This window comes from Collimonas pratensis (assembly GCF_001584185.1).
In the GTDB taxonomy this organism is placed as follows: Bacteria; Pseudomonadota; Gammaproteobacteria; order Burkholderiales; family Burkholderiaceae_D; genus Collimonas; species Collimonas pratensis.
The window spans coordinates 168626-190588 of the sequence record NZ_CP013234.1 but is presented as its reverse complement, the minus strand read 5'-3'; the positions used below and the strand labels follow the sequence as shown (position 1 = coordinate 190588).

The window sequence follows — 21963 nt, the reverse complement described above, 5'->3', positions numbered from 1 at the left end:
TTCGACTCTGACCCCAATTAAATGCGCTGGATTGTTCGTTTGGCGCAAATGGTAAGATGACGACCCTACAAGCTTTACGGCCCGTTGCCATGTCATTTTCCTCTCTGGGCTTGTCCCCTGCCATCTTGCACGCCGTTGCCGAGCGAGGGTATGCCACGCCAACCCCGGTTCAGGTCGCCGCCATTCCGGCAATATTAGGCGGCGCCGATGTCCTGGCTGCGGCGCAGACTGGTTCCGGCAAGACTGCTGCATTTGCCTTGCCGCTGCTGCAGTTCCTGCAACACGCCCCTGCCACGCCGCGCAAGCTGCGCGTGCTGATCCTGGTGCCGACCCGCGAACTGGCGCAGCAAACGGCGGAGACCATCCGTACCCTGGCGCAAGCCTGTCCGCAGCAGTTGAAGATCGCGGCCTTGTTCGGCGGCGTCTCGATCAATCCGCAGATGATGGACCTGCGCGGCGGCGTCGACCTGGCGGTGGCGACGCCAGGCCGCTTGCTCGACCTGGTCGAACATAACGCCTTGAAGCTGTCGGAGGTGGCGTCGCTGGTGCTGGACGAGGCTGACCGTCTGCTGGACATGGGTTTCAGCGACGAGATCAACCGCATCCTGGCGCTATTGCCGGCGCAGCGCCAAAGCCTGTTTTTCTCTGCCACCTTCCCGACCGCGGTGCATGCGCTGGCCGGCCGCATGCTGCACCAGCCGGTGCGTATCGCGGTGCCGGCGCTGGCGCAGAACCAGCCGGACATCGAACAGCGCGCAATCATGGTCGACGCCGGCCGCCGCACGCAGCTGCTGCGGCATCTGCTGAAAGAGAATAAATGGGGCCGCGTGCTGGTGTTTGTCGCCACCAAGTATTCGGCGGAGCATATCGCCGAAAAACTGCAGCGCGCCGGTATCAAGGCCGCGGCCTTTCATGGTGAGTTCAGCCAGGGTGCGCGCGATGAAGTGTTGGCGGATTTCAAGGCCAGCAAGCTGCAAGTGCTGGTCGCCACCGACGTCGCCGCACGCGGCATCGATATCGCGCAGCTGCCGGTGGTGCTGAACTATGACCTGCCGCGCTCGGCGGTGGACTACACCCATCGTATCGGCCGCACCGGCCGCGCCGGCAAGAGCGGCATCGCCATCAGCTTCGTCAGCGCCGATACCGAGGCCCACTTCCACCTGATCGAGAAACGCCATCACCTGAAATGCGAGCGCGAGCAGATAGCTGGTTTCGAGCCGGTCGATGTCGCCACGGCGCCGGCAGCGCCGGCCGATGCCGCCAACGGTGGCATCAAAGGCAAGCGCAAGAGCAAGAAAGACAAGCTGCGGGAAGCGGCTGCGCGTGGTGAAGAGGAGTAACGCGCATTTATAGGAAAAACGTGGGCGATACGCCAAAGCGCGCGCCAACTTAATTTATACGGCTAGCGGAGAAATTTCCACTCACGCGAACACCCTGCCGCCGGCACCTTGCATCGCTGCCGCGAGCTTGCCGTCAAACGTTGCCAAAGCTGCTCCCGTCCGCAACGCCAACTCCAGGTAAGTAGCGTCATAGGCGCTCAACTTGTATGCCCGCGCCAAAGCCATTATCTGTTCGTGACGCGTAGCCAGCAATACGTTGTCGACTACGATTGGCAGCCGCGCCAATCGCGCCAGATAGTCAAACGCCTGCGCTTCCGTGATGATCTTGCGTCGCTCGCCTGTCAGCAGCGCATTTGCAATTTCGATATGCCATAGCGCGGGCACGATAATCGCTGTCTCGGCCATCTCTAGCAATATCCGCTCCGCGCACGCTGCTTCATCCGCTTTCTCACGCGCATATATCCACGCCAGCGCCGCAGAAGCGTCTAGCACTAAAGTCATCGGCGACCTTCAGAAATCATCTCGCTGACGTCCTCATTACTGACACCCGTTATTTTCTTGAAAGCTTGCATGGCGGCTACCGCTGCCTGGGCCTCGGTATGCGCAGATGTTTCGCTAGGAACCAGATCGGCGACCGGTTTTCCCCTGACAGTTATCGTATAGCGTTGCCCATGCCCTACCCCCCGCAGCAGCTCGGACAATTTGGCTTTGGCATCGAAAGCACCGATTTCCTGGAACATGGCAACCCTCCTTCAATCTAGTTCATTGAGCTAGTTCGTTTAGCTAGTCCATTATAGTTCAAACTATAAAAGCCGCATTTTTGGTGACCATATTGCCATTCTCTCGAGATATAATTATCTTTTTAATAATAAATTGCGACTTATCTTAGATCGTCTCGCGAACTCAATTGAGTTTCACATAGCGATAAATTACACTCACGCCTGCGTGACACAATCACGGCCGTACCAGTCTGCCGGCGCCAACCTGCCGCAGACACCCGTATTACCGACCTTAACCCTAGAGAACAACGGAAAACCATAGCCCGCCCTACCCGGACGCGCGAATGCTATTCGTACGGAGCCAAAAGCATGAGCACCTTCATTTTCAATGAATTGAATTTCGACAACCACGAACAAGTGGTCTTCGTTTCCGAAGAAAAATCCGGCCTCAGAGGCATCATCGCAGTCCACAACACCAATCTCGGCCCGGCCATGGGTGGTTGCCGCATGTGGGACTACGCCAGCGAAGCAGTGGCCGTCAACGACGTCCTGCGCCTGTCGCGCGGCATGACATACAAGAACGCGGTTGCCGGCCTGCCTATCGGCGGCGGCAAGAGCGTCATCATCGGCAATCCCAAGACTGCCAAGACACCAGCATTGTTCGAAGCCATGGGCGAAGCCCTGGAGCGCCTGGGCGGCCGCTACGTCACGGCGGAAGACGTCGGCACCAGCCCGGCCGACATGGCGCATATCGCCACCAAGACAAAATATGTTGCAGGCCTGGGCGCCAGCGGCGATCCGTCGCCGTTCACCGCGCTGGGCTGCTTCGTCGGCGCGCAAGCAGCCGTCAAGCACTACCTGGGCCGCGATTCGCTGCAAGGCCTGACCGTTGCTGTGCAGGGCCTGGGCAACGTCGGCTACGACTATGCGCGCCGCCTGCATGAAGCCGGCGCCAAGCTGATCGTCACCGACATCGACCAGGCCGCGCTGGAACGCGCACGCGCCGAGTTCGGCGCCGAAGTCGTGGCAACCGACGCCATCTACGATGTGCAAGCCGACATCTACGCGCCGTGCGCGCTGGGCGCCACGCTCAACCCGGCTACCCTGACGCGGCTGAAGGCCAAAATCGTCGCCGGCGCCGCCAACAACCAGCTGGCCACCGCTGAAGTCGGCGAACTGCTGCGCCGCAAGGAAATCTTGTACGTGCCGGATTTCGTGATCAACGCCGGCGGCATCATCAAGGTCTGCTACGAGTACTACGAAAAGCCGGAAGCCGATGTCGAAGCGCATGTGCGCGAAATCGGCGTCACCTTGTCGGAAATCTTCAAGCGCGCCAACTCGGAAGGCTTGCCTACCAGCGTCGTGGCCGACAAGCTGGCTGAAGCACGCTTCAAGCGCTAATTTAAAAATCCTGCGCCAGTAATTCAGTCTCTTCTGGCAAGCAAAAATATCCTTTGCAAAACGCCCACTTTTACAAGTGGGCGTTTTTTTTTCAATAGTTGCACATGGCGATGCGGTTCAAGCTTTGGCAGCATCGCTTTTATAATTCGGGATTGGACCGAAATCGAATTCGACCGCAAGACTCAGGGTGCATGGAAGCCCATGTATCTGTAAACTGTCACCATAAGCTAAGCACCGCTATCTGACAGGAGCACCATCATGAATCTATTCCTACACCGCGTCGCCTCGCCCATCGGCGTCATCCTGCTGGTCACCGACAGCCAGGACCGCGTGCGGGCACTGGACTTTGAAGACTATGAGCCGCGCATGCGCAACTTGCTGGGCACCCATTACGGCCATTACACGCTGAGCGATGCCAGTTCGCCGTCAGCTGCCGAGCCTGCCTTGCAACGCTATTTCAACGGCCAGCTGGATGCGCTCAAGGATATTGCGGTGGCCACCAACGGCACGGAATTCCAGCAGCGGGTCTGGACCGCGCTGCGCCAGATCCCGCCGGCGCGCATGACCACCTACGGCAAACTCGCCCTGCAGCTGGGCGAGCACAACGGCGCCGCGCGCGCGGTAGGCAGCGCCAACGCCACCAACCCGATTGCCATCATCGTACCCTGCCACCGGGTGGTGGGGGCCGACGGCAAGCTGACCGGATTTGCCGGCGGCCTGGAACGCAAGGCCTGGCTGCTGAGCCACGAACGGGCAGAGGTCGGCGATCCGGAAAGCATGCGACTGCCGGGTTTCTGATTGATTAGTGGCTGTTACAGTCCACTAGTGCGTCTTGTCCAGCACCGTCACCGTAATCTCCTTGCTGGAAATATAGTAAGGCACGTGGTTATGATCGGCGAACAGCAGCCGCAGCGTATGCTTGCCGGCCGGCAGATCCAGCAGGGTCTCGGTTTCGCCGTTGCCGAAATGCTTGTAATGCTGGTGCTGATACTCGTTCGGCTTATCGAACGGGATCGGCGCCTTGATGTCCGCCGGCATCGGCATATCGATCAGGATGTGATGATGGCCGGTGCCGTGAATATCGCCCGCCGCCACCGGCGACACGCCCATGCCGGTGACCGCAAAGGCGACCCGGAACGGCGAGCGCACCTGGTCGCCATCCTTGATATTGACGAAATACGCCAGCTTCTCGCCGACCGGAAACGGCCGCGTACGCTCCGAAGCGTTGATGGTGCTGATGATGGAATCGGTATCGACGTGGGTATCGGTAGCTTTGGCCGCTGCCGGCGTTGCGGCCAAGACGTGGCCGCAGACCAGTGCTGCGCCTATCAGCATCGACAGCGCCAGCAACGCAGGAGCGGATTTTTTAACCAAGGTATCGGGGAAGATCTGGCGTTGCGCGGTCATTGATTTATCCATGGGCTGGGGTGGGAAATAAGGTGTCGGGTAGGGCTGTAGCAAGCACTTGGGCTAGCAAGAATCAATCCTTGCCGCATCCGGCGCCGTGCTCGGCATCAGCCAGCGCGGAAATCCCAGCAAGGTCTTGCGCAGGCAATCGCGGTAACCCATCTCGCCGCTGATCAGGCCGGCAAAATCCTGGTTGATGCGCTGGTTCAGCACCAGGTGAGAAAAAGCCAGTTTCGGAAAACGATAGACCAGTTGCGCCATCCAGTTCGCGGCGCGCAGTTCCGGCAGCAGTTCACGCTGCAACAGCCGGCTGTACGCCATGGAATCGCCGCGCAAGCCATCCGCGGCGATCGCCCGGGCAGCCAGCGTCGCGGTTTTCAAAGCGAAATAAATCCCTTCACCGAACAAGGCTTCCGCCAGCCCGGCGGCATCGCCCAGCAGCCACACGCGGCCGCGCTGGAATAGCCGGCGGCGATTGGCCAGGGGGATGATATAGCCTTGGTACTCGACTTTGTGCGGCCGCTGCAGGCTAGCGTAGGCCGCGGTAAAGCGGTCCAGATGCTGGCGCAAGGCAGTGCCGCCGAAAGGTGAGTACACACCGACATTGAAATGATCGCGCTTCGGGAAGATCCAGCCGTAGCCGTGCGGCATGCCGTCGAAGTCGAACAGCGCGCGCTGGCCGAAGCGCTCCAGTGCGCCTTCCTCGGGCCAGACCATGGCCTCCAGCGCCGGTACATAAGCCACCAGATCCTTGCCGAACAGGCGGTTGCGGACGGCGCTGGCGGCGCCATCCGCAGCCAGCAGCAAACGGCTGCGCAATATCCCGCGGCTGGTCGTCACGCTGATGCCGTCCGCTGATTCGGCGGCATCGACAAACGCCGTTTCTGGGCAGAAGCGCACACCTTTGGCGCAAGCGCGCTCCAGCAGCATCTGGTCGAATTCACTGCGCACCACGGTGCAGGCGGCCATCGGCTGCATTTCCTTGAGCACGGCACCGCGGTTGCCGTAAGTAAGAATGGCGCCGCCGATCGGCTGATGCATGGCGGCGCCGAGTTCGAAACCAAGCAGGTCCATGGCTTTGCGCGACAAACCGCCGCCGCACACCTTCGCGCGCGGAAATGCCTGCTTGTCGATGATGGTCACCTGCAGACCCTGCTGCGCCAGCAGATAAGCCAGGTGCGAACCGGCCGGGCCGGCGCCGACGATCAGCACATCGCTGACAGCGCTGTCGTCAGCCGTCATGGCTTACCACTGCAAACGAAAGGTAGTCCGCGCCACAACAGCACGGCAGACAGCAGCTTAGCTCCGGATTTACCCACAACTTCATCAGCAGCACCTCGCACAGGTCTGGCCGCGGCACACGCATTGCCCGGCGGAACCTTGAGCATAGCTGAAAATCGCCAGACCGGCAGAGCTCGGCATGGCTCTTGCACATGATGATAAGCACGTTTCTTTTGGGACTTGTGTGCTATTCAGCTACGTTTCTAAATGGAAATATGCTAGTGTATTCGGCTGCCCGACTGGCAAGCACAAAGAATTCCGGTGGGCAATATTTTGAATAATATATTTCGACTGGCACAGGGAGGCCGCAATCATGAAAAGCGTAAAAAAACCGGAAGATACTGCCAATTTGCAAAAACGCCGCACACTGCTCACCGGCGGCCTGGTAGCGGGGCTGGCCGCCGCCGCGCTGGCGCCGGCAGAACTGCTGGCGAAGGATGCCAAGGCCGCCGGCCTGAAACTGGACCGCGCCAAATGGGGCGAGCGCAACCACCAGCAGCTGCAAGCCCTGCTGGCGCGCAACGGCAACAGCAGCGCCAGCTACAATCGCAAGCGCCGTCCCTACGCGGTGTTCGACTGGGACAACACCAGCATCATGAACGACACCGAAGAAGCGTTGCTGATGTACCAGATCAACACGCTCTCTTTCAAGCTGACGCCGCAGGAAATGGCTGCGATCATTCGCCAGAACGTACCGGCCGGCCCGTTTGCCGCCGACTTCAAGAACGCCGCCGGCCAGAGCGTGGACCTGGAAGCAATCTGTAGCGACATCGACAGCGACTATCAATACCTGTATGAGAACTGTGACAAATTCAAGGGCGACAAGAAGCTGGAAGAAGTCCGCGATACCGTGCAGTTCCAGGACTTCCGTGCCAAGCTGTATTACTTGTACGAAGCAGTCAACGAGACTTACGGTGTCAACGTCGGCTACCCATGGGTGATCTACTTCTTCACCAACATGTCGGTGGCAGAAGTGCAGAAACTGGCGGAAGCATCCAACGATCACAATCTCGGTCTGGGCCTGGTCAAGACCAAGTACACCAGCCCGACGGCGCAGCCAGGTAAAGCCGGTGTTGTCAGCACTACGCATTTCCACGGCATCCGCCTGTGTACTGAAATCGCCACCTTGATGGACGCCTTGCAGCAGAGCGGCATCGACGTCTACGTCAGCTCGGCTTCGCTGGAAGATGTGGTGGCAGTGTTCGCCACCACGCCGAAGTATGGCTACAACGTCAAGCGTGAACACGTGCTGGGCCTGCGCCTGGAAAGCGCCAACGGCGTCTTCGTCAACCAGTACAAGGCCGGCTGGCCGCTCAACTGGGGCCCTGGCAAGACGGAAGTGATCAAGAAGGAACTGGTGGCCAGCAAAGGCTACGGTCCGATTTTCGTGGCTGGCGACAGCGATGGCGACTACGACATGCTGCGCGATTTCGCCGACACCCAGCTGGGCATGATCGTCAACCGCATGAAGAAGGGCAAGATCGGCGACCTGTCGAAACTGGCGGCCGAACAGATTCCGACCGCAGCGCCGCGTTTCCTGCTGCAAGGCCGCAACGAGCAGACCGGCAACTGGATGCCGTCGGAAGCCAGCCTCAAGTACGGCAAGAGCGACACAGCGCTGCTGGGCTGATCCCGTCTCTGCCGCCGGTCCGCGACCGGCCAGCCGGTTCCTGCGCGGGAACCGGCGCATATTCCTCGCATGAATTTATGCGGCCGCCCAGCGCGGCCGCTGCTGTATGTTTTCATCACCTCGGTTTTCCATCACCTCGAAATAGTCAGATAGGCAACAATGAAAAAATTACTGAAAACCGCTCTCTTGCTGAGCTCCATCGCCATGTACTGCGTCGTGCCGCGCGCAGTTGCCAAGGATGACGACAATCCGCGCAAGATCGCCATCGGCCTGATCGCCACCACCACCGCCGAAGACACGCAAAAGCGCTGGCAGCCGGTGATCGACGACTTTGCCAAGTACACCAAGATGGAAGTACGCACGGTGGTGTCGACCAACTACAACGACATCCTGAACGGCCTGAAAACCAATACCATCCAGGTGGCCTGGCTGAGCAGCAAGATCGCGCTGGAAGCGGTGGAAGACAATCAGTCGACCGTGTTCGCCCAGATGGTCAAGCAAGACGGTTCGCACGGTTACAACTCGGTGCTGATCACGCCCGCCAAGAGCCCGATCAAGTCGTTCGAGGACATCCTGGCCAACAAGGGCGTGTATAGCTTCTACGATGGCGACAAGAGCTCGACCTCGGGTTACCTGGTGCCAGCCTACTACGCCTTCGCCAAGAACAAGGTGGAACCGGAGCGGCTGTTCAAGAGCATCGTGGTCGGCAACCACAAGAAGAACCTGCAGGCGGTGATCAACGGCCAGGTCGATGTCGCCACCAACAATACCGAAGAACTGGAGCGCCTGAAAAAGGAATCGCCGGAACAGCTCAGCAAGCTGCGCATAATCTGGTCGTCGCCGCTGATTCCTAACGACCCGCTGCTGTACCGCAAGGATTTGCCGGCCGCCAGCAAGGCCCGCATCGAAGAGTTCTTTGTCACCTACGGCAAGCCGAAGAATCCGGCCAGCCAGCCGGACGTGCTGCAAAAGATCCTCGACCTGTCGGGCTTCCAGCATTCCACCGATGCGCAACTGAAGCCGATCGCCGATCTCACCATGTTCGGCCTGCTGCGCTCCAACATGTACGACACCAAGCTGAGCACCGCGCAAAAGCAAAAGGCTTTCGAAGACATCACCGCTCGCTTCGGCAAGCTGAGCATGGCGTTGGAGATGGCGCGCCTGCGCTAATTGATCCATGAATGTAGGGTGGGCACCTGTGCCCACGCGTGAGATCGAAGGTCCCATGCACATCTGCCGTCACGCGTGGGCAAAAAACTTGCCCACCCTACCCGGTTCGCACCTTCAGCTCCTGTACACGATCTTGCTGCTGCGGGAAGTACAGGCTGAAGCGGATCACTCCTTCGGCCGAACAAGCCACCTCGGCGCTGCCGCCGTGCACCAGCATGATGGCGCGCACGATCGCCAGCCCCAGGCCGTTCGATTCTGTAAATTCGCTGCGCGACTTGTCGCCGCGGTAGAAACGATCGAACAGGCGGTCCAGCTGCTCTTGCGGGATGGTATCTCCCTGATTTTCCACTTCGATGCAGATGCCCTGCGCCTGCGGCTTGCCGCTTAACAGCACGGTGCTGCCCGGCAGCGCATAGCGCACTGCGTTCACCACCAGATTGCTGACGGCGCGGCGCCACATGACCGGGCTGGCTTCCAGCTCGCCGCTGGCCTCCACCACCAGCCTGATGCCGCGTTCTTCCGCCACGCCTTCAAAATACTCGGCGATCTTGTGCAGCTCATCGGCCAGCGCCAGCGAGGTTTTCTCGACGGAGAGACCGGCGTGGTCGGCGTGCGCCAGGAACAGGATGTTTTCGACGATGCGACTCAAGCGCTGCAGCTCTTCCAGGTTAGATTCCAGCACTTGCTGGTATTCGCCGGCATTGCGCACCTTGTTGAGCGTGACCTGGGTCTGCCCCATCAGGGCGCCGATCGGCGTGCGGATCTCATGCGCGAGGTCGGCGGAAAACTGCGACAGATGCTCATAGCCGTCGGACAACCGGTCCAGCATGGCGTTGAAGGAGGCCGCCAGCAGCCGCAGCTCCTGTGGCGCATCTTCTTCGCGCAGGCGGATCGCGATATTGGTCGGACTGACTTCGGCGGCGCGCTCGGCCATCGCGCTCAGCGGCCGGAAACCGCGCTTCAGCACCAGGAAGCCGAGCAGCGCCGTCAGCAGCACCGATACCGCTGCGGCAGCGATCACCTGCCAGTAATAGGCGGCAAGAATATGCGATTCCTGCGTCATTACATGGGCGCCGACGATCACGACCTTGCTGCCGTCGCCGCCCACTTCGGCCTCGGTCGAGATCCAGCGCACGCGCACGCCGTCGGCACGTTCGCCGGCTTGCAGCGTGGCCAGCGTCAGCGGCTGCTTGAGGCCCACCGGCGTCATCGGCGGCGGCGTCATGTTGTCGGGATTGACGCGCACGAACGGCGCCTGGCCCGGATAGCTGAACATCAGCACATCCTGTTCGCTGCCCAGCATGGTTTCAAACAGCGCCGGCCGATCTTCCATCTGCTTGACGTTGTAGAGGTCGTGCAGCAGCGTGCGGAAATGTTCCACCCTGCCGATCAGCGAATAATCGGCGCGGGCTTCCAGCGCCTGCCGTGTCGACGAATACAGGTACATGCCGAGACTGGTGACGACGGCGCAGGCGATCAGCGCAAACAGGAAAGTGACGCGCGCGGTCAGCGAAAGGCTGCGCCAGAGCTTCATGGGTTTTCCGAAAACATGTAGCCGATGCTGCGCACCGTGTGGATCAGCTTGTGCTCGAAGGGATTGTCGATCTTGGCGCGCAGGCGCTTGATGGCGACATCGACGACATTGGTGTCGCTGTCGAAATTCATGTCCCACACTTCGGAAGCGATGACGGTGCGCGACAAGGCTTCATTCTGGCGCTTGACCAGCAGGTGCAGCAGCAGGAATTCCTTGTTGGTGAGGACGATGTCGATGCCCTGGCGGGTGACCCTGCGGCGCAGCAGGTCGAGCTGCAGGTCGGCCACCTGGAAAAAATCCAGCTCATGCGCTTCGCGCACCACGCCGCGGCGCAGCAGGGTGCGGATGCGCAGCAGCAGTTCGGTAAACGAAAACGGCTTGACCAGGTAATCATCGGCGCCCAGCTTCAGTCCGCGGATGCGGTCGTTCACATGATCGCGCGCAGTCAGGAAGATAACCGGCAGATCGCGGCGGGCGCGGATCGCCCCCATGATCTTCCAGCCGTCGGTGCCGGGCAGCATGACGTCCAGCACCACCAGGTCGTAGGAATTCTCCAGCGCCATGTGCAGGCCGTCGCTGCCGTTGCGTATCAGGTCGACCGCATAGCCGGATTCGCGCAGGCCCTTCTTGAGGTAAGCGCCGGTCTTGGGGTCGTCTTCGATGACGAGGATAGCCATGCTATGTCCTTGATTTGATTAGGTCCATTCTATCAATTCGCTTGCCGAGAAGAATGACAATATTGTCATTCATATGTCACCGATAAGACATTGCGGCGCGCCTAGACTGGACTTCCCAGCAACCACCGAGACTGATCCCATGACAACTGCACAACTCCTGCGCCGGCTCGTGCCCGCCCTGGCCGCATCGACTTTCCTGGCTTATGGCAACGCCGCCATTGCCCAGACTCCTGCCGCGGCCCCGCCGGTGCGGGTGCGCGCCACGATTGAAAAAGTCAACACCGACAATCTCGAAGTCAGCACCAAGGCCGGCAAGAAGCTGACCCTGAAACTGGCGCCGGACCTGATGCTGTTCTCGGTCAGCCACGCCGCCATCACCGATATCAAGTCCGACAGCTTCATCGGCAGCGCCGCAGTGCCGCTGCCTGACGGCAGCCTGAAGGCGCTGGAAGTGCACGTCTTCCCGGCCGGCATGAAGATGGGTGAAGGCCATTATGCCTGGGACCTGGGCAAGAAGAGCAGCATGACCAACGGCACCGTCGGCGATGTGGTGGTGACCAGCGGGCGCACCATCACGGTCAAGTATCCCGATGGCGAAAAGAAAATCGTGGTGCCGGCCGATGTCCCTATCGTCAGCCTCAACAAGGGTGACCGCAGCCTGCTTGTGCCCGGCGCGCATGGCGTATTTTTTGTCAGCAAGGCCGCCGACGGCAGCGATGTCGTAGGCCGCGCCACGGTTGGCGTCGATGGCGTAGTGCCGCCGATGTAATTGAATTTTGCAATGCGTTTTGCGGGCTTGCCCGCAGCGATTCTTGACAAGGTGTATTCATGGCGACTGCCGACCAAACCCGCCGCATCATCCATCCGCTGCTGGTGCGGGTGGCCCATTGGATCAACGCCTTTGCCATCGTCTGCATGGTGATGAGCGGCTGGGCGATTTACAACGCTTCGCCGCTGTTCGGCTTTGACTTCCCGCGCTGGGCCACGCTCGGCGGCTGGCTGGGCGGGGCAATCGCCTGGCATCTGGCGGCAATGTGGCTGCTGGTGGTGAATGGCCTGGTCTATCTGGGCTACGGCCTGCTGGCCGGCCATTTCCGCCGCCATTTCCTGCCGCTGCGGGCGCGCGATCTGTTACGTGATGTGAAAGACGCGCTGACCTTCAAGCTGGCGCATCAGCCCGGCATCTACAACGCTGTGCAGCGCCTGATGTATATCGCGGTGCTGCTGCTGGGTGTGCTGGTGGTGGCGTCCGGCCTGTCGATCTGGAAACCGGTGCAGCTGGATAGCCTGGTCGATCTGTTCGGCGGCTACGACGTAGCGCGCCGCGTGCACTTCGTGGCGATGGCCGGCATCGTCGCCTTCGTGGTGGTGCATCTGGCGCTGGTGTTGATCGTACCGAGCACGCTGCTGCCGATGCTGAGCGGGCGGGCGCCGCGCCACGCTGGCAAGAAGCCGCCGAAACAGGAGCAGCAAGCATGAGCGACAAGAAAAAAGTCCTGCCGAAAAACCGTGAACTGCAGCCGGAGCTGGTGCAGCTGCAACGCCGTTTGTTCTTGCGCTCCGGCCTGTCGCTGGGCGCATTATCGCTGCTGTCCGGCTGCAACCTGCAGGATGGCGACCAAGTCGACAAGGTATTGTGGGCCATGTCGCGCTGGAACGACCGCGTGCAGAGCATGCTGTTCCGCCCCAATCATCTGGCGCCGACTTATCCGGCCAGCATGATCACCAAGCCATTTCCGTTCAACGCTTTCTACGACGCCGACTCGGCGCCGGAAATCGATGGCGATACCTATAAGCTGGAGGTCTCCGGCCTGGTGCGCGACAAGCGCAGCTGGAACCTGGCGCAACTGCGCGTCTTGCCGCAGGCGTCGCAGATCACGCGCCACATCTGCATCGAAGGCTGGAGCGCCATCGGCCAGTGGAGCGGCGTGCCGTTCCGCACCTTCCTGGCGCATATCGGCGCCGATACCACGGCAAAATATGTCGGCTTCAAATGCGCCGACCGCTATTACTCCAGCATCGACATGGCGACCGCCTTGCATCCGCAGACCATACTGGCGCTGGATTTCGGCCAGGAACCGCTGCCGACCGAATACGGTTATCCGTTGAAACTGCGGGTGCCGACCAAGCTGGGCTTCAAGAATCCCAAGCACATAGCGGCGATCTTCGTCACCAATGAAAATCCCGGCGGCTATTGGGAAGACCAGGGCTATAACTGGTTCAGCGGATCTTAGGGGCCGAAACGCTTACTTGAAATCCCATTTCATCTGCTCGCCGATGGGGATATGCCTGGTGCTGGTTGCGCACAGGCCGATATAGTCCGTGAATGGCGGCGCGCTTGGCACGCCTTCAGCCAGCAGGTTTTTGTTGCAGAACACGTAGTTGAGCTTGGCGAATTCCCCGTACAGCTTCAATGCCCGCATCAGCAGCCGCGGACTGCAGTCCGGGATGCGGATCTTGATGCGCGGCAGCAGCAGGTCTATTTTTCCGACCCCGATCTGTTCGTAATCGCGGCCGCAGACATTGCCCATGCCGGCCACCGCCAGCGCGCTGTCGATCTGGCGGAACGAGCGGCTAGACTGGGTTCCGGCCGACAGATGGAACACCGGCTGCGCCAGCTTGTCCTTGAGGGCCAGATGCAAGATCGCGCCGGCGCACCAGTCGACCGGCACCACGTCGATCTTGTCATGCATCGCAGCCGTCAGCGCGCCCAGCTTTTGCCACGCCATGAAAACCCAGAAAATGCTTTGCGAGGGAGTGCAGCCCAGCTTGGTGTGGCCGACCACGATCGAGGGCCGCAGCACCACCAACGGCAGTTGCGGAAAACGCTGCCGCAGCAGGCGCTCGCCGATCGCCTTGGAACGGGTATACGGCACCAGGTGATCTTCCTGCGCCAGAGACAGATTGGCGATTTCCGGAATGCTGTGGTCGCTGGCCGAATGCGTGCCGCAAGCCATGGCGGTGCCGACGTAGAGGAAACGCCGCAAGCGGGGACGGCCCTGCATCATTGCCGCCAGCGCCAGCGTGCCGTCGACATTGGTTGTTTCCAGCGCCGGATGGTTGGCGAATGTAGCCAGGGCGGCGCAATGAATCACGGTCGACACCCGCTGCAGGCGCGGATCGGCGGCAATGCCGTCAAGCGCGGACAAGTCGCCGCACAGTATTTGCGACAGACGCAGCTGCGCCAGCTCGCTGTCGCCGGCGCCGAGCCGCTTCAGCTGGACCTGCAGGCGATCCATGCCTTGCGCCGGGTCCTGCGCGCGCACCAGCAGCAGCAGGCGCGGCGCCAGTCCGGCCTGGATGGCTTGCACCACGGTGGCGCCGCCCAGGAATCCGGTGGCGCCGGTAATCAGGATCATGTCCGCGCTGTCCATATGCTTTCCATCTTTAGCGAAGTTCAATGTCGCCTTAATAAGTGTAGGTAAGATAAATGGCGGCATTCGGCGACAGCCTGCGGCTGGCCAGCGGGCTCTTGGCAGCATCGCCCTGCAAGCGCGTCGCCCCCACCATGGTCTGCAGCGCCCATTTGGCATCGAAGCGGTGTTCCCAGCTCAGGCTGGCATTCACTTCGTACAAGCCGCTCTTCGGCTTAAAAGCACGGTAGCCGGAATTCTGATGCTGCAGGCTGGTCACGCCGTAATAGGTCTGCATGTATTTGTTGTCGCCGACGCTGGCCGTCGCCGCCAGTGTCAACTTATCGCTGGGGCCGGAGTAGAACGGGCTGGAAACGCCGAAATGGAGGGCATTGCCGTTGTTTCTCTGCGACAGCGCGAGATCCGCCGTGACACTCAGGTTCAGCCATTCGACCGGGGTATAGCCCAGGCTCAGGATAGCGCTGGCCGAGCCCTTGATATCGCCCATGCCGCGCAGGCGCGTGCTGCCGCTGCTGAAGCCGAAATCGCTCTCATCCTTCTCTTCGCGTCCACCGCGATAACCCAAGGCTGCGCTATAGTTGAAGGCGCCGATCGTGCTGCCATAACCGAGGCCGCGCATGGTGCTGGCGAAGAAGCCGCTGGATGTGGAATAGTCGAGCAGCAGGAGCGGTCCTGCCATGTTCTGGTCAGAGCCGGAATAACGCGGGCCGAAAGCAGCACCGGCGCCTATGATGAGTGTGTTTTCGGTTGACGCGGCCTTGGCGCCGGACTTGGCATCTTCGGCATGGGCGCTCCTGGCCGCCAGCAGGCCGATGGCCAGCAGCGCCAGCAGCACGCCGATCGACAAAAGAGTATTCGTGATGACATGGAAATTGCGGGAACGGGCAGGCTTGATATAGCGTTTTTTCATGGTCGGCTTCCTGGTCGGATGGATATGGCGCGCTCCGCAGCCATACGGGAATGGTCAATTCAGCAGTATCCGTGGGTGATATGAAGAAAACATGAGCCGTTCATGAACGTTTGCTGAAGACGCCGCCGCAAGCAGCGCTCTTCAGGTTTTCTTCACGTTAAGATGCTTAAATAGCAAAATATGAAAATACTGTTGATTGAAGATGACCTGGACCTAGGCAACGGTGTCCGCATTGCCCTCTCCGACCAAGGCATGGACGTGGTCTGGGTGCGCCAGCTGGCGGACGCGCAGCGCACCCTGGAATCCGACACCTGCGACCTGGTGCTGCTGGATCTCGGCCTGCCGGACGGCGACGGCCTGAGCCTGCTGACGCGCTTGCGGCGTGAGAAGAACGGCTTGCCGGTGATCATCCTGAGCGCGCGCGACGCCATCAACGACCGCCTGCTCGGCCTCGACACCGGCGCCGACGATTATCTGGTCAAGCCTTTCGTGCTGGACGAGCTGTTGTCGCGCGTCAGGGCCCTGGCCCGCCGCAGCTACGGCTTTGACGGCGATACCCTGGACTTGCGCGGCCTGTCGCTGCATGCGCCGACCCGCCGCGTGACCGTGCAGGAACGGCCGGTAGAGCTGACCGCCAGCGAATACGCCTTGCTCAGCACCCTGCTGATCCGCGCCGACCGGGTGGTGACGCGCCGCATCCTGGAAGAGTTGGCGCTGCCCGGCGGCCAAGGCAACGCCAGCAATACTCTGGACGTGCACATGGCGAATCTGCGGCGCAAGATAGGCGACGGCTATATCCGCACCGTGCGCGGCGTCGGTTTCGTGATCGACCTGCAGGCGCCGGCCCGCAGCCTGCGCAAATGATGCTGCGCGGGTGGAACTGGCTGCTGCGGCCGACTCTGGTGCGGCGTCTGTTGCTGGCCCAGATGCTGCTGCTGACGGTGCTGTGGAGCTTGTTCATCGGCTACGCCATGTTCGAGACCAGCCGCGCGCCCGGTCCGATCAACCTGGACCGCACCTACGAGGCGATCCTGGGCGTCGCCGATAACCTGGCCGACGAGCCGGAGCGCCAGTTCAAGGTGCTGCACATGATCGACCAGGCGGTACGTGAAGGCTACGGCGTCGGCGGCGATACGCCGAAACTGTCGCCTAGCATCCGGGTGCAGCAAGGGGACCGGCTGATCTACCAGTCCGAGGATATTCCGGCCGGCATCCACAACAGCCGCCTCGACGATGCGGAAACCATCTACGCCAACGGCGTGCGCTGGCGCGCCCGCACCGTGCAATCGCCGCATTCGGATACGCGCGTCACCATCATCGTGCCGGCGGATGCCCTGGACATGCTGGTCGACATGAATTCGCGCGGCTATTATTCCTTGCCCTTGCTGATCAGCCTGCCGTTCCTGCTGCTGCCGGCCTGGCTGTCGATCCGCGTGGCCCTGCGTCCGTGGAGCCGGATTGCGCGTGAGGTGGCGGCCCGCGGCCCGCACAACCTGGCGCCGCTGGCCTTCAAACCGAAACACCTGGAGCTGAGCTCGATGGTAGACCGGATCAACGGCCTGCTGCTGCGCATCAGCGACAGCGTGGCGCGCGAACGCAACTTCATCGCCGACGCCGCCCATGAGCTACGCACCCCGCTGGCTGCCATGCGCGTCAACGCCGAAGCGCTGCAAAGCCAGGCGGCAAACGGCCAGCAGCAAGAACTGCTCAACGGCATACTGAGCAGCAGCAACCGCGCCACCCGCCTGGTCAGCCAGCTGCTGCTGCTGGTGCGCAGCGACGCCACCGCCAGCGTCTCCATGGAACCGCTGGCGCTGGACGTGCTGGTGCAGGACCGGCTGGCGATACTGTCGGCGCTGGCCAAGGCGCGGCATATCGAGCTGGAGCTGACCTCTGAAGATGAATTCTTTATCTTTGCCCGCCGCGAAAGCCTGACCTCGCTGATCGACAACCTGGTCGACAACGCCATCAAGTACAGTCCGGCGGGCGGCGTCGTGACGGTGGGCCTGCGCCATGAGCAGGACGAGGTAGTCTTGAGCATCGCCGACGAAGGTCCGGGAATCGCCCCGGCGCTGCGCGAGCGCGTGTTCGACCGCTTCTTCCGCAATCCCGACCAGACCCAGAGCGGCAGCGGACTGGGGCTGGCAATTGCCAGATCGGTAGTGCTCCAGCATAGCGGAAAGATCCGGCTGGACGCAGCCGACGGCGAGCAAGGCCTGCTGGTGGAAGTCCGGTTTCCACTGGCCTGGCCCGAAGCCGCGTAAATTATCGCAACGAGACTATTCGCCGCGCTCGCTGCAGCATGGGCAGGCGTGATGCCCGCTCATCAGATGCGGCGGCGCGGTTTCTTCTTCATCCTGCGCCACGCTGCGCATGAATTCGGCGAGCTGCCGTTCCATGCTGGCCAGCAGATCGGCCTTGGCCTGCGGCTGGACCTGCTCGCCGTTGGTGCAGGCGGCAAGCCAATGGCGGATGGCGGGCTGGTCCGTCATTTCTGTTCCTCCGGCTGGCCGTAATATTTCTCGCAAATCTTGATGCGTTCGCGTCCCTGGTCCTTGCGCCAGCGGTTGCTGTCGCGCAGCGAGTAGACGCAGCCGCAATACTCCTGCTGATAAAAATTCTCGCGTTTGGAGATCTCGATCATGCGTGCCGAGCCGCCCTGCTTGCGCCAGTTGTAATCCCAGTAGGTGATGCCGGGATAGTGCGCCGCCGCGCGGGCGCCGCAATCGTTGATCTGTTCCATGTTCTTCCAGCGCGAAATCCCCAGCGAACTACTGATCACCGGAAAGCCGTGCTCGTGCGCGTACAACGCGCTGCGTTCAAAGCGCATGTCGAAACACATGGTGCAGCGCTTGCCGCGTTCCGGCTCGTCTTCCATGCCCTGGGCGCGGGCAAACCAGTTGTCCAGGTCGTAGTCGGCGTCGACGAACGGCACGCCGTGCTGCTCGGCGAAACGGATGTTTTCGTTCTTGCGCAGCTCGTACTCGCGCTGCGGATGGATATTCGGATTGTAGAAATAGATGGAAAAATCGATTTCACTGGCGAGCAAGACTTCCATCACCTCGCCCGAGCATGGCGCGCAGCAGGAATGCAAGAGCAGTTTATTGTGGCCGCCCGGCAGGACGAGTTTCTGGCGCAAAGTCATGAGGGAGTTACCTGGAGAAGCGCGCCGGCTTGGAGCTGAGGCTCGAGCGATGGCGCTAATTGTCCAGTCTCTCGCCTGGGAGCAGCTGCGTCAAGCGACAAACTCTCAAGTTTGCATGAACAGAATTCATACTGCCCTCTCATTCCTAGCCACCTGTCAGTACTGGCAGGTGCACAGCGCGATGACATGCTGCGGTCATAAATGCGGCATATATTCGGGCGGCAAATAGTGTTGCAAAAAAACCTGCTCTTCTTTCCCGAATGGAGTCTCCATGAAACTGAACCGTCAGCTGTTTCTCACGTTCATCGGCGGCGTGGCATGCGCCGCGCCTTTGATGCTGGCCAGCCAGAACGTACTGGCCTGGGGCGATGAAGGCCATATGGTGGTCGGCCTGATCGCCAACCACTACCTGACTGACAACGTCCGCGCGCAGGTCAACGCCATCCTGGCCAATGACAGCACCGGCCTGACCGCTGGCGATATCGCCTCGGAAGCCACCTGGGCCGACAAATACCGTAATTCGCATCGCGAAACCGCCGCCTGGCATTTTGTCGATACCGAAATCAGCGACGGCGACATCGACGCCGCCTGCTTCGGCCATCCGAGCCTGCCGGCCAACACCCCGGCTTCGGGCGGTGTCGCGCAGGACTGCGTGGTCGACAAAGTCGATCAGTTCACGGCCGAACTGGGCAACCCGAATACCGATCCGGCGGAACGCCTGCTGGCGCTGCAGTTCCTGTTGCACTTCGTCGGCGACATGCACCAGCCGCTGCACTCCAGCGACTCCAACGACCGCGGCGGCAACGATGAAACGGTGTCGGCCACCGGCATTGCCGCCGGCAAGCTGCACGCCTATTGGGATACGGCATTCGTCAACAAGTTGGGCACCGACCAGAACAAGGTAGCGTCGGCCTTGATCGCCAAGATCACCAAGGCTCAGATTGCGCAATGGCAGCAGCAGACGCCGCGCGACTGGTCGCTGGAAGCATTCGGCCTGGCCCGAACCGATGCCTACGGCAAGCTGCCGACGCCCGACGCCAGCGGCAAATACAAGCTGCCGGCCAGCTATGTCAGCAATGCCACCAGCGTGGTGGCATTGCAGTTGAGCCGTGCCGGCGTGCGCCTGGCCAAGGTGCTGAATGATTCCCTTGGTGGCAATGCCGACGCCAGCGCATCGGTCTTCGCCTCGCCATTTGGCGGCAAGAAGTAAGCAGCGGTGATTTCGGTCCTGGGCGCCTGCGCCCAGGACTGGTCTCGCTCGGCTAGATCAATCCGCGTTTGGCCAGCATCGGTTCGACCTTCGGATCGCGGCCGCGGAAGGCGCGGAACGCCAGCGCCGGATCCTGCTTGTTGCCGGAGCTGTAGATATGCTTTTGCAGGCGTTCGGCAATCGCCGGCTGGAACGGATCGCCGGCTTCGATGAAGGCATTGTAGGCATCGGCGTCCAGCACTTCGGCCCACATGTAGACGTAGTAGCCGGCGGCGTAGTCGGAACCGGCGAACAGGTGCTGGAAATGGCTCAGGTAATGGCGCTGGCCGATATCCTGCGGGATGCCCAGCGCTTCGCATTGCTGCGCTTCGAATGCATCCAGATCGACCACGCTGCCGTTCGGCAGTGAATGCAGCGCCATGTCGATCAGCGCCGGGCCGGCATACATGATGGTGGCCCAGGCCTGGTCGAACTGACGCGCGCGCTTGAGCTTTTCCAGCAGCGCTGACGGAATCGCCGCGCCAGTCTGATAGTGCCGCGCGTGCTGTTTGAGCACCGCTTCCTCTTCCGCCCAGTTCTCGAAAATTTGCGACGGCAGTTCGACGTAATCCTGCAATACCTGGGTGCCGGCCAGGCGCTCGTACTTCACTTGCGACAGCAGGCCGTGCAAGCCGTGGCCGAATTCATGGAACAGGGTGCGCACATCGTCGAAACTCAGCAGCGCCGCTACACCCTCGGCAGCCTGGGCGAAGTTGTTATTGTTGATGACGATAGGCAGGGTGCCGCCGGCATGGCCGGACTGGCTGCGGAAGATATGCATCCAGGCGCCGCTGCGCTTGCTGGCGCGGGCAAAGTTATCGCCGATGAACAGGCCGATCAAGGCGTCCTCCCGATTGCGCACTTCCCACAGCCGGGCGTCCGGATGATGCAGGGCGACGCCGTGCTGCTCGACAAAACTGATGCCGAACAGGCGCCGGGCGCAGTCGAACATGGCGCCTATCATGTTGTCCAGCGCGAAATAGGGTTTCAGTTCGGCGTCGTCCAGGTCGTAGCGCGCCTGTCGCACTTTCTCGGCCAGGTAGCGCCAGTCCCAGGCCGCGATCGGCGTCGGCTGGCCCAGGCTGCGCGCCATTTCAGTCAGGGCGATGCGGTCCTCTTGCGCCTTGGCCTTGGCCGGTTCCCAGACCTTGCCCAGCAAGACCGACACCGCCTCCGGCTTGCCGGCCATGCGGTCGATCAGCTGGTAATCGGCATACGTGGCGTAGCCGTGCAATTGTGCCTGCTCCTGGCGCAAGGCCATGATTTCGGCCGCAACCGGGCGATTGTCGTGGCTGCCGGCGTGGGCGCCGCGGGCGACGCGGCCGCGCCACACCGCTTCGCGCAAGTCGCGGCGATCGGAGAAGGTCAGGAACGGCTCGGCCAGCGACGGCGACAAGGTCACCACATGGCTGCCCGGCGGCAGGCCGCGCTGTTGCGCCGCCGCTGCGGCCGAAGCACGCAGGAAAGGCGGCAGGCCGGCCAGCGCCGCTTCGTCTTCCAGCGCCAGCACAAAGCCGGATTCATCGGCCAGGACGTTTTGCGTGAACTGCGTGCTCAATGCCGCCAGTCTTTCCGTCACTGCGCTGTAGCGTGCGCGCGATTGCGGCGGCAAATTGGCGCCGGCGCGCACGAAATCCAGGTGCACCCGTTCCAGCAAACGCAGCTGCACCGGATCCAGGTCCAGCCGGCTGCGCTCGGCGTACAAGGCATTAATCCGCGCAAACAGGCCAGCATGCAGGTAAATCGCATTCTTGTGCCCCGCCAGTTTAGGCGCCAGCGCGATCTCGGCAGCCTGCAGGGCCGGCGAGGTTTCGCTCGCGGTCAGGTTTTCGAACAGCAGGCTGATACGGCTGTTAAGACGACCCGATTCATCGAAAGCGGCCAGTGTGTTGGCAAAAGTGGGAGCCGCGGTTTGTGCGGCGATGGCATCAATCTCGGCCAAGTGGGCCGGCAAGGCGACTTCAAAAGCAGGGACGAAATGTTCAGCCTTGATCTGATCGAAGGGTGGCAAGCCGTAAGGGGTGTTCCAGTCTTGCAATAGCGGATTGGCGGCGTGAATGTCTGACATGGCGATAGCATCCTGGCTAATGGTGAGGAAGCTATTGTATGCCGGGTATGTATTTTTG

22 protein-coding genes are annotated in these 21963 nt (G+C 61.4%); 11 read left to right on the top strand and 11 right to left on the bottom strand.

From position 1 onward, the window contains the following. Positions 1 to 89 precede the first annotated feature (89 nt). Positions 90 to 1340 carry a DEAD/DEAH box helicase gene (locus tag CPter91_RS00910; protein ID WP_061935752.1) on the top strand — a complete coding sequence of 417 codons (1251 nt, stop codon included), beginning with the start codon at positions 90 to 92 and terminating at the stop codon, positions 1338 to 1340. Between the two features lie 81 nt (positions 1341 to 1421). Here the strand turns inward: CPter91_RS00910 and CPter91_RS00905 are convergent, their stop codons facing one another. Both CPter91_RS00905 and CPter91_RS00900 read right to left on the bottom strand, forming a co-directional pair. Further along, positions 1422 to 1841 (bottom strand): type II toxin-antitoxin system VapC family toxin, encoded by a 420-nt coding sequence (locus tag CPter91_RS00905; RefSeq protein ID WP_061935749.1) that lies wholly within the window; start codon positions 1839 to 1841, stop codon positions 1422 to 1424. After that, complete coding sequence (locus CPter91_RS00900; protein ID WP_061935747.1) at positions 1838 to 2080, bottom strand: type II toxin-antitoxin system Phd/YefM family antitoxin; 243 nt, start codon at positions 2078 to 2080, stop codon at positions 1838 to 1840. The genes CPter91_RS00905 and CPter91_RS00900 overlap by 4 nt, the downstream gene beginning before the upstream one ends. 348 nt (positions 2081 to 2428) lie before the next feature. Here CPter91_RS00900 and CPter91_RS00895 point away from each other — a divergent pair, with 348 nt between their 5' ends. Both CPter91_RS00895 and CPter91_RS00890 read left to right on the top strand, forming a co-directional pair. Beyond that, positions 2429 to 3460 carry a Glu/Leu/Phe/Val family dehydrogenase gene (locus tag CPter91_RS00895; RefSeq protein WP_061935741.1) on the top strand — a complete coding sequence of 344 codons (1032 nt, stop codon included), beginning with the start codon at positions 2429 to 2431 and terminating at the stop codon, positions 3458 to 3460. A 258-nt stretch (positions 3461 to 3718) separates the two neighbouring features. After that, positions 3719 to 4258, top strand: coding sequence for a methylated-DNA--[protein]-cysteine S-methyltransferase (locus CPter91_RS00890; RefSeq protein WP_061935738.1), 540 nt, complete (start codon positions 3719 to 3721; stop codon positions 4256 to 4258). Positions 4259 to 4282: 24 nt separating this feature from the next. Here the strand turns inward: CPter91_RS00890 and CPter91_RS00885 are convergent, their stop codons facing one another. Both CPter91_RS00885 and CPter91_RS00880 read right to left on the bottom strand, forming a co-directional pair. After that, positions 4283 to 4867: a DUF4399 domain-containing protein gene (locus CPter91_RS00885; RefSeq protein ID WP_061935735.1), complete on the bottom strand. Its 585-nt coding sequence runs from the start codon at positions 4865 to 4867 to the stop codon at positions 4283 to 4285. 63 nt (positions 4868 to 4930) lie between these two features. Continuing rightward, entirely contained in the window at positions 4931 to 6109 is a 1179-nt protein-coding gene (locus CPter91_RS00880; protein WP_061935732.1) for a geranylgeranyl reductase family protein, read from the bottom strand. Positions 6110 to 6461: 352 nt separating this feature from the next. Here CPter91_RS00880 and CPter91_RS00875 point away from each other — a divergent pair, with 352 nt between their 5' ends. Together CPter91_RS00875 and phnD are read left to right on the top strand one after the other, a co-directional pair. Beyond that, positions 6462 to 7778, top strand: a complete 1317-nt coding sequence (locus CPter91_RS00875; protein WP_061935729.1) for a haloacid dehalogenase-like hydrolase — start codon at positions 6462 to 6464, stop codon at positions 7776 to 7778. Between the two features lie 159 nt (positions 7779 to 7937). Beyond that, positions 7938 to 8948 carry a phosphate/phosphite/phosphonate ABC transporter substrate-binding protein gene (gene phnD / locus CPter91_RS00870; RefSeq protein WP_061935726.1) on the top strand — a complete coding sequence of 337 codons (1011 nt, stop codon included), beginning with the start codon at positions 7938 to 7940 and terminating at the stop codon, positions 8946 to 8948. Positions 8949 to 9045: 97 nt separating this feature from the next. Here the strand turns inward: phnD and CPter91_RS00865 are convergent, their stop codons facing one another. Together CPter91_RS00865 and CPter91_RS00860 are read right to left on the bottom strand one after the other, a co-directional pair. After that, positions 9046 to 10482, bottom strand: coding sequence for a heavy metal sensor histidine kinase (locus tag CPter91_RS00865; RefSeq protein ID WP_061935723.1), 1437 nt, complete (start codon positions 10480 to 10482; stop codon positions 9046 to 9048). Continuing rightward, entirely contained in the window at positions 10479 to 11159 is a 681-nt protein-coding gene (locus CPter91_RS00860; RefSeq protein WP_061935720.1) for a heavy metal response regulator transcription factor, read from the bottom strand. Before CPter91_RS00860 ends, CPter91_RS00865 begins: the two co-directional genes overlap by 4 nt. 139 nt (positions 11160 to 11298) lie before the next feature. Between CPter91_RS00860 and CPter91_RS00855 the strand changes: the two genes are divergently transcribed. From CPter91_RS00855 to CPter91_RS00845, 3 genes are read left to right on the top strand one after another with little or no spacing between them, the layout of a single operon-like run. Then, complete coding sequence (locus tag CPter91_RS00855; RefSeq protein WP_061935717.1) at positions 11299 to 11928, top strand: hypothetical protein; 630 nt, start codon at positions 11299 to 11301, stop codon at positions 11926 to 11928. A gap of 59 nt (positions 11929 to 11987) precedes the next feature. After that, positions 11988 to 12638, top strand: a complete 651-nt coding sequence (locus CPter91_RS00850) for a cytochrome b/b6 domain-containing protein (RefSeq protein ID WP_061935714.1) — start codon at positions 11988 to 11990, stop codon at positions 12636 to 12638. Then, positions 12635 to 13393, top strand: coding sequence for a molybdopterin-dependent oxidoreductase (locus CPter91_RS00845; RefSeq protein ID WP_061935709.1), 759 nt, complete (start codon positions 12635 to 12637; stop codon positions 13391 to 13393). Before CPter91_RS00850 ends, CPter91_RS00845 begins: the two co-directional genes overlap by 4 nt. A gap of 12 nt (positions 13394 to 13405) precedes the next feature. Here CPter91_RS00845 and CPter91_RS00840 read toward each other — a convergent pair whose 3' ends face one another. Both CPter91_RS00840 and CPter91_RS00835 read right to left on the bottom strand, forming a co-directional pair. After that, entirely contained in the window at positions 13406 to 14533 is a 1128-nt protein-coding gene (locus CPter91_RS00840; protein ID WP_061935706.1) for an SDR family oxidoreductase, read from the bottom strand. 34 nt (positions 14534 to 14567) lie between these two features. Continuing rightward, positions 14568 to 15443, bottom strand: coding sequence for a MipA/OmpV family protein (locus CPter91_RS00835; protein ID WP_061935703.1), 876 nt, complete (start codon positions 15441 to 15443; stop codon positions 14568 to 14570). A 180-nt stretch (positions 15444 to 15623) separates the two neighbouring features. Between CPter91_RS00835 and CPter91_RS00830 the strand changes: the two genes are divergently transcribed. After that, positions 15624 to 16307: a response regulator gene (locus CPter91_RS00830; RefSeq protein ID WP_061935700.1), complete on the top strand. Its 684-nt coding sequence runs from the start codon at positions 15624 to 15626 to the stop codon at positions 16305 to 16307. Next, positions 16304 to 17707 (top strand): sensor histidine kinase, encoded by a 1404-nt coding sequence (locus tag CPter91_RS00825; RefSeq protein WP_099047147.1) that lies wholly within the window; start codon positions 16304 to 16306, stop codon positions 17705 to 17707. The genes CPter91_RS00830 and CPter91_RS00825 overlap by 4 nt, the downstream gene beginning before the upstream one ends. Before the next feature lie 15 nt (positions 17708 to 17722). On the opposite strand, the gene CPter91_RS00820 is transcribed toward CPter91_RS00825, so the two are convergent. Next, positions 17723 to 17935: a hypothetical protein gene (locus CPter91_RS00820; protein ID WP_061935697.1), complete on the bottom strand. Its 213-nt coding sequence runs from the start codon at positions 17933 to 17935 to the stop codon at positions 17723 to 17725. Continuing rightward, complete coding sequence (locus tag CPter91_RS00815) at positions 17932 to 18588, bottom strand: epoxyqueuosine reductase QueH (RefSeq protein ID WP_061935694.1); 657 nt, start codon at positions 18586 to 18588, stop codon at positions 17932 to 17934. The genes CPter91_RS00820 and CPter91_RS00815 overlap by 4 nt, the downstream gene beginning before the upstream one ends. Positions 18589 to 18859: 271 nt before the next feature. On the opposite strand from CPter91_RS00815, the gene CPter91_RS00810 reads away from it, so the two are divergent. Then, complete coding sequence (locus tag CPter91_RS00810) at positions 18860 to 19798, top strand: S1/P1 nuclease (RefSeq protein WP_061935690.1); 939 nt, start codon at positions 18860 to 18862, stop codon at positions 19796 to 19798. A 52-nt stretch (positions 19799 to 19850) separates the two neighbouring features. On the opposite strand, the gene CPter91_RS00805 is transcribed toward CPter91_RS00810, so the two are convergent. Beyond that, positions 19851 to 21905, bottom strand: a complete 2055-nt coding sequence (locus tag CPter91_RS00805) for a M3 family metallopeptidase (RefSeq protein ID WP_061945687.1) — start codon at positions 21903 to 21905, stop codon at positions 19851 to 19853. Positions 21906 to 21963 lie beyond the last annotated feature (58 nt).

Coding starts and splice junctions, on each gene's coding strand:
- CPter91_RS00910 (WP_061935752.1), top strand. CDS start 90: ATGTCATTTTCCTCTCTGGGCTTGTCCCCTGCCATCTTGCACGCCGTT.
- CPter91_RS00905 (WP_061935749.1), bottom strand. CDS start 1,841: ATGACTTTAGTGCTAGACGCTTCTGCGGCGCTGGCGTGGATATATGCG.
- CPter91_RS00900 (WP_061935747.1), bottom strand. CDS start 2,080: ATGTTCCAGGAAATCGGTGCTTTCGATGCCAAAGCCAAATTGTCCGAG.
- CPter91_RS00895 (WP_061935741.1), top strand. CDS start 2,429: ATGAGCACCTTCATTTTCAATGAATTGAATTTCGACAACCACGAACAA.
- CPter91_RS00890 (WP_061935738.1), top strand. CDS start 3,719: ATGAATCTATTCCTACACCGCGTCGCCTCGCCCATCGGCGTCATCCTG.
- CPter91_RS00885 (WP_061935735.1), bottom strand. CDS start 4,867: ATGACCGCGCAACGCCAGATCTTCCCCGATACCTTGGTTAAAAAATCC.
- CPter91_RS00880 (WP_061935732.1), bottom strand. CDS start 6,109: ATGACGGCTGACGACAGCGCTGTCAGCGATGTGCTGATCGTCGGCGCC.
- CPter91_RS00875 (WP_061935729.1), top strand. CDS start 6,462: ATGAAAAGCGTAAAAAAACCGGAAGATACTGCCAATTTGCAAAAACGC.
- phnD (WP_061935726.1), top strand. CDS start 7,938: ATGAAAAAATTACTGAAAACCGCTCTCTTGCTGAGCTCCATCGCCATG.
- CPter91_RS00865 (WP_061935723.1), bottom strand. CDS start 10,482: ATGAAGCTCTGGCGCAGCCTTTCGCTGACCGCGCGCGTCACTTTCCTG.
- CPter91_RS00860 (WP_061935720.1), bottom strand. CDS start 11,159: ATGGCTATCCTCGTCATCGAAGACGACCCCAAGACCGGCGCTTACCTC.
- CPter91_RS00855 (WP_061935717.1), top strand. CDS start 11,299: ATGACAACTGCACAACTCCTGCGCCGGCTCGTGCCCGCCCTGGCCGCA.
- CPter91_RS00850 (WP_061935714.1), top strand. CDS start 11,988: ATGGCGACTGCCGACCAAACCCGCCGCATCATCCATCCGCTGCTGGTG.
- CPter91_RS00845 (WP_061935709.1), top strand. CDS start 12,635: ATGAGCGACAAGAAAAAAGTCCTGCCGAAAAACCGTGAACTGCAGCCG.
- CPter91_RS00840 (WP_061935706.1), bottom strand. CDS start 14,533: ATGGACAGCGCGGACATGATCCTGATTACCGGCGCCACCGGATTCCTG.
- CPter91_RS00835 (WP_061935703.1), bottom strand. CDS start 15,443: ATGAAAAAACGCTATATCAAGCCTGCCCGTTCCCGCAATTTCCATGTC.
- CPter91_RS00830 (WP_061935700.1), top strand. CDS start 15,624: ATGAAAATACTGTTGATTGAAGATGACCTGGACCTAGGCAACGGTGTC.
- CPter91_RS00825 (WP_099047147.1), top strand. CDS start 16,304: ATGATGCTGCGCGGGTGGAACTGGCTGCTGCGGCCGACTCTGGTGCGG.
- CPter91_RS00820 (WP_061935697.1), bottom strand. CDS start 17,935: ATGACGGACCAGCCCGCCATCCGCCATTGGCTTGCCGCCTGCACCAAC.
- CPter91_RS00815 (WP_061935694.1), bottom strand. CDS start 18,588: ATGACTTTGCGCCAGAAACTCGTCCTGCCGGGCGGCCACAATAAACTG.
- CPter91_RS00810 (WP_061935690.1), top strand. CDS start 18,860: ATGAAACTGAACCGTCAGCTGTTTCTCACGTTCATCGGCGGCGTGGCA.
- CPter91_RS00805 (WP_061945687.1), bottom strand. CDS start 21,905: ATGTCAGACATTCACGCCGCCAATCCGCTATTGCAAGACTGGAACACC.